The sequence below is a fragment of the Streptomyces hirsutus genome, from assembly GCF_001418415.1.
GTDB classification, from domain to species: Bacteria; Actinomycetota; Actinomycetes; order Streptomycetales; family Streptomycetaceae; genus Streptomyces; species Streptomyces hirsutus.
Map to the genome: position 1 here is coordinate 1 of NZ_LIQT01000239.1, position 8014 is coordinate 8014.

An 8014-nucleotide genomic window follows, 5' to 3' on the forward strand; every position below is an offset into this window, starting at 1 on the left:
GATCTGCTCCAGCTTGACCCAGACCGCCCAGAGCCCCGCCGGGAACATCGAGCAGGGTGCCGAGGACATGCTCCGCGGCTGCGCCCAACTGCGCCCCAACGCGGCCCGCGCCGAGTACCGCGCCTGGCTCGCCGCCCGCCCGGTGGGCAGCGCCGTCACCGAACTGCTCGACGCCGCCCGTGGCGAGGACGCCCTGCTGCGCGGTCTCGCCTTCGAGGCGCTGCGGGTCGTCGGCGCCCCCGCCGAACCCGAGGTCCGCGCCGTGTGCGACGAGCCGACGCTGCGGCCCTACGCCCTGCTGTGGCTCGCCGAGCACAAGGGTGCCGACCCCGAGGACGCCCACGAGGTCCTCACCCGGGCGGAGGCCACCTGGCTGTGGGTGGACACCGCCGCCGCGGTCGCCGATCACGGGGAGGCCCCGCTGCTGGTGCGGCACCTGGAGTCCGCGGTCCAGCCCACCGTCCCCGCCCTGCTGAACGAGGTGCGCGCCGTCGGACACCCGCGGACCGTCCAGGTCCTGGTCGCCCTGGCCGCCGCCCACCCCGACCCGGCCTTGGCCAAAGCCGTCCGCCGGGCTGCCTTCCAGGTGCACACCGGAGGCTGACACCGGCCCCCCGCACGAACCGCCCGCGCCCCGCAGGACCGGAACGGCCCGAACGACCCCCGCAGGACCGCCCGCGCGGCCCTGCGGGGGCCGGTCCCCGCCGCTCCCGGCCCCTCAGCGCGGCCCTTCCCGGCGCGGCCCTTCCCGCTCCCCGTTCACGCCCCGGTCTCGGGCGCGTACGTGCCGAAGCTCCAGATGTTTCCCTCGATGTCGCGGGCCATGTAGTCCCGCGAGCCGTAGTCCTGGTCCGTCGGGGGCATCACGATCTCCGCGCCCTGCTCCGCCGCCCGCCGGTGATGCGCGTCCACGTCGTCCACGACGACGTAGACCCCGACCGGACCCGAGCCCTCCATCGCCTCGTCGAACGCGCTGCCGGTGCCCTTGGAGCCCAGCATCACCGCGCCGTTGCCCTGTACCAGCTCGGCGTGGGCCACCTTGCCGCCCCCGTCCTCGTACACCGACAGCTCGGTGAACCCGAAGGCCTCGGTCAGCTGCCGGATCGCCGCCTTCGCGTCCGCGTACAGCAGGGTCGGAAAGATGCTCGGACGCCCGCCGCCCGTACCTGCCATGGACATCACCCCTCGTGTCCTGCAACCGGACAATCTCCGGAAGATCGCCAGAAATTCGACCTGCCGCTCAGTCTGGCACCCGCCACCGACAACACCGCCCGGTCCGGGCGGGCGTCCGGCACCGCACACCCGCGCGCCGGAAAAGAGGTTGCGCGGCCCCGTTAGAATGGCTCCCATGGCCATTCTCCTCGCGCATTAGACGGCGGGAACGCCCTCAGCCGCCCACCGCCACCCAAAGCCCTGGAGCCTGTCCGTGATCTCCGCCTCCGGCATCGAGCTGCGCGCCGGTGCCCGTGTCCTCATCGAGAGCGCCACCTTCCGCATCGCCAAGGGCGACCGCATCGGCCTGGTCGGCCGCAACGGCGCCGGCAAGACCACCCTCACCAAGGTCCTCGCCGGCCAGGGCGTCCCCGACGCCGGCAACGTCACCCGCTCGGGCGAGGTCGGTTACCTCCCCCAGGACCCCCGCACCGGCGACCTCGACGTGCTCGCCCGCGACCGCGTCCTGTCCGCCCGCGGCCTGGACACCCTGATCCGCAAGATGCGCGAGAACGAGCAGCGCATCGCGAACGGCTCGGGCGCCACCCAGGAGAAGGCGCTGAGGCAGTACGAGCGCCAGGAGACCGAGTTCCTCACCAAGGGCGGGTACGCGGCCGAGGCCGAGGCCGCCACCATCGCCGCCGCGCTGAACCTGCCCGACCGGGTGCTCGGCCAGCCGCTGCACACGCTCTCCGGCGGTCAGCGCCGCCGTATCGAGCTGGCCCGCATCCTGTTCTCCGACGCGGACACCCTCCTGCTCGACGAGCCGACCAACCACCTCGACGCCGACTCGATCGTCTGGCTGCGGGACTACCTCAAGACCTACCGCGGCGGCTTCGTCGTCATCTCCCACGACGTCGACCTGGTCGAGACGGTCGTCAACAAGGTGTTCTACCTGGACGCCAACCGCTCCACGATCGACATCTACAACATGGGCTGGAAGCTCTACCAGCAGCAGCGCGAGGCCGACGAGAAGCGCCGCAAGCGCGAGCGGCAGAACGCCGAGAAGAAGGCCGCCACCCTCAACGCCCAGGCCGACAAGATGCGCGCCAAGGCCACCAAGACCGTCGCCGCGCAGAACATGGCCCGCCGCGCGGAGCGCCTGCTGTCCGGCCTCGAAGGCGTCCGCCAGGCCGACAAGGTCGCCAAGCTGCGCTTCCCCGACCCGTCCCCCTGCGGCAAGACCCCGCTGACCGCCGAGGGCCTGTCGAAGTCGTACGGCTCGCTCGAGATCTTCACCGACGTCGACCTGGCCATCGACAAGGGCTCCCGCGTCGTCATCCTCGGTCTCAACGGCGCCGGCAAGACCACCCTGCTGCGCCTCCTGGGCGGAGTGGAACAGCCCGACACCGGCATGGTCGTACCCGGCCACGGGCTCAAGATCGGGTACTACGCCCAGGAGCACGAGACCCTCGACCGGGACCGCACGGTGCTGGAGAACATGCGCTCCGCCGCGCCCGACATGGACCTCGTCGAGGTCCGCAAGGTGCTCGGCTCGTTCCTGTTCTCCGGTGACGACGTCGACAAGCCCGCCGGTGTCCTCTCCGGCGGCGAGAAGACCCGCCTCGCGCTCGCGACCCTCGTGGTCTCCTCGGCGAACGTGCTCCTGCTCGACGAGCCCACCAACAACCTCGACCCGGCCAGCCGCGAGGAGATCCTCGGCGCGCTGCGCACCTACAAGGGCGCCGTGGTCCTGGTCACGCACGACGAGGGCGCCGTCGAGGCGCTGCAGCCGGAGCGGATCATCCTGCTGCCGGACGGCATCGAGGACCTGTGGGGCGCCGACTACGCGGACCTCGTCGCCCTCGCCTGAGCGGCACCCGGGTCGCCGACCCTGCCGGTCGCGGGCCTGATCCACCGCGTATGGATCATTCGGCCCATCGGTGATCCCTCATTCGTGTGAGATCTCCTCGTACCCAGGTGTGTCCTGCACCGATTTCGCGGCCGAGCCCCCGATTGCCCGGGGCTCGGCCGCCACGTCTTTCTGACCTGGTACTTCGCGGCGGAGCACGTCCGTTGGTGTGGTCGGCACCTCGTGGAATCAGTCATTCCATATGTGGGGATGCACTCCTGTCGTCACAACCTTGTCGCACGGACCTTGCCGAATGGGTGGCCATCGGGCCCAAGAGGGGTGATCATGAGGAGACCAGAGCGCACTTCCCATGAGGAGGCACGGGTGGCCGAGACTCTGAAGAAGGGCAGCCGGGTGACCGGCGCCGCGCGCGACAAGCTCGCGGCAGACCTGAAGAAGAAATACGACGCCGGTGCGAGCATCCGGGCATTGGCCGAGGAGACCGGCCGCTCGTATGGCTTCGTGCACCGCATGCTCAGCGAATCGGGCGTCACGCTCCGAGGGCGTGGCGGGGCGACCCGGGGCAAGAAGGCCGCTTCGGCCTGATCCCCGGGCGCCCGCGATCCGAGGTGGCCACCCGGCCGGCCGACAGGCCGGGCGGGTGGTTACTGTGCAGTCACTTAGCTGTGCCGCAGGGCAGGCCCGGTCCGGTCTACGGCACGGAGGACGACCGCACCCATCGGAGGCGCCCCATGGCTTCGCCCGCCCAGGACCTCGGTCCCGTACTCGACAAGGACGGCGTACGGCTCACCGTCGACGACGCGATCGCCACGGTGACGCTGACCAACCCGGCCAAGCGCAACGCGCAGAGCCCCGCTCTGTGGCGTGCGTTGACCGAGGCGGGCCGGCTGCTGCCGGGCTCCGTGCGGGTCGTGGTGCTCCGCGGTGAGGGCAAGTCCTTCTCCGCCGGCCTCGACCGGCAGATGCTCACCCCCGAGGGAATCGAGGGCGATCCGTCGTTCGTCGAGATGGCGCGCGGCAGCGAGGCCGACCTCGACGCGACCATCGCCACCTACCAGGAGGCGTTCACCTGGTGGCGGCGCAGCGACATCGTGTCCGTCGCGGCCGTGCAGGGGCATGCCATCGGGGCCGGTTTCCAGCTGGCCCTCGCCTGCGACCTGAGGGTCGTCGCCGACGACGTCCAGTTCGCCATGCGCGAGACCGGCCTGGGCCTCGTCCCGGACCTGACCGGCACGCACCCGCTGGTCGGACTCGTCGGATACGCCCGCGCGCTGGAGATCTGTGCGACCGGCCGGTACGTCACGGCCGAGGAGGCCGTGAGCACCGGACTCGCCAACATCGCCGTGCCCGGCGAGGAACTGGACGGAGCGGTGCGGGACCTCGCGGCGGCGCTGCTCGCCGCGCCCCGGGACGCGGTGATCGAGACGAAGGCGCTGCTGAGCGGGGCCGCGGAGCGTACGTACGAGGAGCAGCGGGCCGCCGAGCGCGCGGCCCAGGGCCGCCGGCTGCGGGACCTGGCCGGTCTCGGCGAATGAGCGGCCGGTGACGCGCTGAGGAGCGTCAGTCGACCGCTGTGACCAGGACCGCCACCGTCGGACGGTCCGGCAGGGCGGCCGACACCGCCGCGCGGACCGACCGGGCCACGTCCAGGGCCCGGTGGTCCGCCCCGACGGCGAGGTCCACGCGCACGTGACGGCCGGTCAGGGCGACACCGTCGGGCGCCTGCGGCGACGGTGCGAGGTGCACCGCCCGGCCGAGCGCACCCGTCAGCCGGGACACCCCCGGTACGGCGAGCGCCGCGGCGGCGACCCGGTCCTCGTCGGACCGGCCACCGGACTCCGGTGCCCCGGTCGGAGTATCGCCCCGGCCCTCGAACGGAGCATCGGCCGGCCCGTCCACCGCGCTGCCCGGCGGCCCGTTCTCCGCCGCCGGGCCCGCCGTCCCGGCCCCCGCGTCCAGCAGCTCCGCCACCTCCAGGTCCACCTCCGTCACCACCAGCCCGATCCGCTCCGCCGCGGCCCGCGACAACACCGCCCGCAGCCGGTCCGCCGTCACCGGCAGAGGCTCCGCCGCCGGGGCCGCGAACCGGGCCGTCACCCGCAGCGAGCCCGGTGGCAGGGCACTGGGCGGAGCAGGCACCACCGGCTCACCGGCCTCCTCCGGAGCGGCGAGCGCGATCCGCAGACCGTCCAGGCGAATGCCCGGCTCGGCCCGCGCCACCGCACGTCGCAGAACCGCCCCGGCGGCCCGCTCGAAGATCCACGCGCCGTCGCGCGGTCCGCCCAGGGGCAGAAGCCTGCCCAGTCCCACCTGCTGCCGCACTGTCCGAGTCCACCGGTCCGCCGTCATTCCTCCAGCCTGCCGTATCCCTGGCGCGCAACCACGCATCGGCGCATACGGTAGTCCCGTAGACGACGATCGGAAGGGACGTACGGCGATGAGCGACATCACGGACGGCGGCTCGACGCGGGCCGCCGACCTCGAGAAGACCGGGCCGGACACCTCCGTGCGCAGGGGACCGGGCACCCGGCGAGGCGGAGGCGACCCCGCCACGCGCGGACGCACCACGATCGCCGACGGCGTCGTGGAGAAGATCGCGGGCATGGCGGCGCGGGACGTCCTCGGCGTGCACGCCATGGGCAGCGGTCTGTCCCGGACCTTCGGGGCCGTGCGCGACCGGGTGCCGGGCGGGACGAAATCGGTGGCCCGGGGTGTGAAGGCCGAGGTCGGCGAGGTGCAGACCGCGCTCGACCTGGAGATCGTCGTCGACTACGGCGTGTCCATCGGTGACGTCACCAGAGCCGTACGGGAGAACGTCATCGCGGCGGTCGAGCGGATGACCAGCCTCGAGGTGGTCGAGGTCAACATCGCGGTGAGCGACGTGAAGCTGCCGGACGAGGAGGACGAGGAGCCGGAGAGCCGCCTCCAGTGAGAAACCGGGCGGTGAACGGGGCCCGGGACCACGAGGACGGCGAACCGCTGAGCAACTGAGGAGCGCATCATGAGCATGGCCGTGGTCGGCATGATCGCCGGCATGGCGCTGGGCTTCGCCGGATACTTCGGCGGATTCGGAGCCTTCCTGCTGGTGGCGGCCCTGGGGGCCGTCGGTTTCGTCGTCGGGCGGTTCCTCGAGGGAGACCTGGAGTTCGGCGACTTCTTCCGTCCCCGTAACGAACGGCGGCGGTGACACCGGTGGGACCGGTGAGCACGGCGGAGGGTGAGGTCGACGGTGCCGCGGGCCTCGTGCCGCCGCGCGAGCGCGGCGCGACCCGGATCGCCGACCGGGTGGTCGCGAAGATCGCCTCCCAGGCGGCCCGAGAGGCGGTCGGACCACTGCCCCCGGACGCCGAACCGCCGCACGCCACGGTCGTCGTCCACCACGACGACACCGCGCGGGTCCGCGTCCACGTCGAACTCGGCTACCCCGGCGACATCGGCGGCCGGTGCGGCCGGGTACGCCGTCGAGTGATCGAACGGGTGTCCGGGTTGACGGGCATGCAGGTACCGGAGGTCGCCGTCCAGGTGGAACGACTGCACCCGGCGGCGCTCGACGAGACCCACGGGAGGACCCGATGAGCGGATCCGGGCCCGGCGAAGTCGCCACGGGCACCGTCCTGGAGAAGACACGGTCGCCCGCGCCGGACGACGACACCGCGGGCAGCGGCGGTGCCCGGCGTTTCTGGTCGGCGCGCAGGATCTCCGGCGGCCTGCTCGCGCTGCTGCTCCTGGTGGTGGCGGCGGCGTTCCTGTACGACATCGCCGCGGTGCGTGCCGACCGGCCCGCGATGAGCTGGCGCCGGGAACTGGCCGACCAGCTCGCCGAGCGGCCCCTGGACGACGCCTGGGTGCTGCTGGGCGCCGGCGTCGCCACCGCCCTCGGACTCTGGCTGCTCCTGCTGGCCCTCACCCCCGGGCTGCGGTCCCTGCTCCCGATGCGCCGCGTCCACCCCGACGTACGCGCCGGTCTCGACCGCGACGCGGCGGCGATGGTGCTGCGGGACCGGGCCATGGAGGTCGCCGGGGTGCGGTCGGTACGCGTACGGGTGACCCGCAGGCGGGCCGACGTCCGCGCGGTCTCGCATTTCCGTGAACTGGACGACGTACGGGCCGACCTGCGCGAGGTGCTCGCCGACGTGGTCGGGCGCATGGCGCTGTCCCGGCCGCCGGCACTGGCGGTACGGGTGCGGCGTCCCGGCCGGAAGGGGTGAGAGCGGTGGTCAGGATCGTCAACCGTGTCCTGCTCGGGATCGTGGGCCTGCTGCTGGTGGCCCTCGGCGGGTCCGTCCTGGCCATCGGCCTGGGGGCGCCCGCGCCCTCCTGGTGGCTGCACGACGGACGGCACGACGTCCTGCTGGACGAGGCCGAGCGGACCCGGTGGCGGGACGAGGGCTGGTGGTGGCCGGTCGTGATCGCCGCGCTCGCCGTCCTCGTCCTGCTCCTCCTGTGGTGGCTGGTCGCGGTGCTGCGCAGGCGACGGCTCGCCGAGGTCTTCGTCGACACGGGTGACGGTGACGAAGCGGTGCTGCGCGGCCAGGCGCTGGAGACCGCCCTCGCCCAGGAGGCGGGCCGGCTGGACGGCGTCGAACAGGCCCGTGTACGGCTGACCGGCCGCCGCGGCGTCCCGCAGACCCACGTCCACCTCCTCCTGGAACCCCACGTCGACCCCGGCACCGCGCTGGACACCCTCACCACCGGAGCCCTGGCCCACGCCCGCGAGTCGGCGGGCCTCGCCACCCTCCCGTCCGAGGTCCGCCTCCGCGCGGTCAAACACCACGCGGAACGGGTCAGTTGAGCGCCCCGGCGCGTTCACCGGTTCTCTGCGAAGACGCGCGGGCGCTCCCAGGGCATCCCGCTCCCGCCGGCGTGCCCGCGAGCGGGGCAGGCCGGTCGACGACCTCTCTCCGGGTGCGCTGACCGTTCCTGAAGGCTGAGCAGGAGTGAGCCCTCTCAGCCGCACGCCCCGAACGGTCTTGGGCGCACTGGTCCCCG

At 73.0% G+C, this 8014-nt stretch carries 10 protein-coding genes and 1 pseudogene; 9 read left to right on the forward strand and 2 right to left on the reverse strand.

Going from position 1 to position 8014, the window contains the following annotated elements:
• A pseudogene (locus AOK11_RS18620) lies at window positions 1-604 on the forward strand (hypothetical protein); the annotation flags it as partial.
• Window positions 605-759: 155 nt separating this feature from the next.
• On the opposite strand, the gene AOK11_RS18625 reads toward AOK11_RS18620, so the two are convergent.
• Window positions 760-1173, reverse strand: a complete 414-nt coding sequence (locus AOK11_RS18625; RefSeq protein WP_055594857.1) for a VOC family protein — start codon at window positions 1171-1173, stop codon at window positions 760-762.
• 253 nt (window positions 1174-1426) lie between these two features.
• Here AOK11_RS18625 and AOK11_RS18630 point away from each other — a divergent pair, with 253 nt between their 5' ends.
• The 3 genes from AOK11_RS18630 to AOK11_RS18640 all read left to right on the forward strand — a co-directional run bounded on the left by AOK11_RS18630 (window position 1427) and on the right by AOK11_RS18640 (window position 4560).
• Window positions 1427-3025, forward strand: a complete 1599-nt coding sequence (locus AOK11_RS18630) for an ABC-F family ATP-binding cassette domain-containing protein (protein ID WP_055594851.1) — start codon at window positions 1427-1429, stop codon at window positions 3023-3025.
• 363 nt (window positions 3026-3388) lie between these two features.
• Window positions 3389-3610, forward strand: a complete 222-nt coding sequence (locus AOK11_RS18635) for a helix-turn-helix domain-containing protein (RefSeq protein ID WP_018567695.1) — start codon at window positions 3389-3391, stop codon at window positions 3608-3610.
• Window positions 3611-3756: 146 nt separating this feature from the next.
• A complete protein-coding gene (locus AOK11_RS18640) occupies window positions 3757-4560 on the forward strand; it encodes an enoyl-CoA hydratase/isomerase family protein (RefSeq protein WP_055594852.1) in 804 nt (267 codons plus the stop codon).
• 25 nt (window positions 4561-4585) lie between these two features.
• Here AOK11_RS18640 and AOK11_RS18645 read toward each other — a convergent pair whose 3' ends face one another.
• Window positions 4586-5374 (reverse strand): hypothetical protein, encoded by a 789-nt coding sequence (locus AOK11_RS18645; RefSeq protein ID WP_055594853.1) that lies wholly within the window; start codon window positions 5372-5374, stop codon window positions 4586-4588.
• An 88-nt stretch (window positions 5375-5462) separates the two neighbouring features.
• Between AOK11_RS18645 and AOK11_RS18650 the strand changes: the two genes are divergently transcribed.
• The 5 genes from AOK11_RS18650 to amaP all read left to right on the forward strand — a co-directional run bounded on the left by AOK11_RS18650 (window position 5463) and on the right by amaP (window position 7817).
• Complete coding sequence (locus AOK11_RS18650; RefSeq protein ID WP_055594854.1) at window positions 5463-5957, forward strand: Asp23/Gls24 family envelope stress response protein; 495 nt, start codon at window positions 5463-5465, stop codon at window positions 5955-5957.
• A 69-nt stretch (window positions 5958-6026) separates the two neighbouring features.
• Window positions 6027-6212 (forward strand): hypothetical protein, encoded by a 186-nt coding sequence (locus AOK11_RS18655; protein ID WP_055573450.1) that lies wholly within the window; start codon window positions 6027-6029, stop codon window positions 6210-6212.
• A 5-nt stretch (window positions 6213-6217) separates the two neighbouring features.
• A complete protein-coding gene (locus tag AOK11_RS18660; RefSeq protein WP_388220151.1) occupies window positions 6218-6601 on the forward strand; it encodes a hypothetical protein in 384 nt (127 codons plus the stop codon).
• Complete coding sequence (locus tag AOK11_RS18665; RefSeq protein ID WP_055594855.1) at window positions 6598-7233, forward strand: DUF6286 domain-containing protein; 636 nt, start codon at window positions 6598-6600, stop codon at window positions 7231-7233. Before AOK11_RS18660 ends, AOK11_RS18665 begins: the two co-directional genes overlap by 4 nt.
• Window positions 7230-7817, forward strand: a complete 588-nt coding sequence (amaP, locus tag AOK11_RS18670; protein ID WP_079034940.1) for an alkaline shock response membrane anchor protein AmaP — start codon at window positions 7230-7232, stop codon at window positions 7815-7817. The genes AOK11_RS18665 and amaP overlap by 4 nt, the downstream gene beginning before the upstream one ends.
• The last annotated feature ends 197 nt before the right edge of the window (window positions 7818-8014 follow it).

Bases quoted from the DNA above. Each gene is read 5' to 3' on its own strand.
- AOK11_RS18625 (WP_055594857.1), bottom strand. From the start codon at position 1,173: ATGGCAGGTACGGGCGGCGGGCGTCCGAGCATCTTTCCGACCCTGCTG.
- AOK11_RS18640 (WP_055594852.1), top strand. From the start codon at position 3,757: ATGGCTTCGCCCGCCCAGGACCTCGGTCCCGTACTCGACAAGGACGGC.
- AOK11_RS18645 (WP_055594853.1), bottom strand. From the start codon at position 5,374: ATGACGGCGGACCGGTGGACTCGGACAGTGCGGCAGCAGGTGGGACTG.
- AOK11_RS18650 (WP_055594854.1), top strand. From the start codon at position 5,463: ATGAGCGACATCACGGACGGCGGCTCGACGCGGGCCGCCGACCTCGAG.
- AOK11_RS18655 (WP_055573450.1), top strand. From the start codon at position 6,027: ATGAGCATGGCCGTGGTCGGCATGATCGCCGGCATGGCGCTGGGCTTC.
- AOK11_RS18665 (WP_055594855.1), top strand. From the start codon at position 6,598: ATGAGCGGATCCGGGCCCGGCGAAGTCGCCACGGGCACCGTCCTGGAG.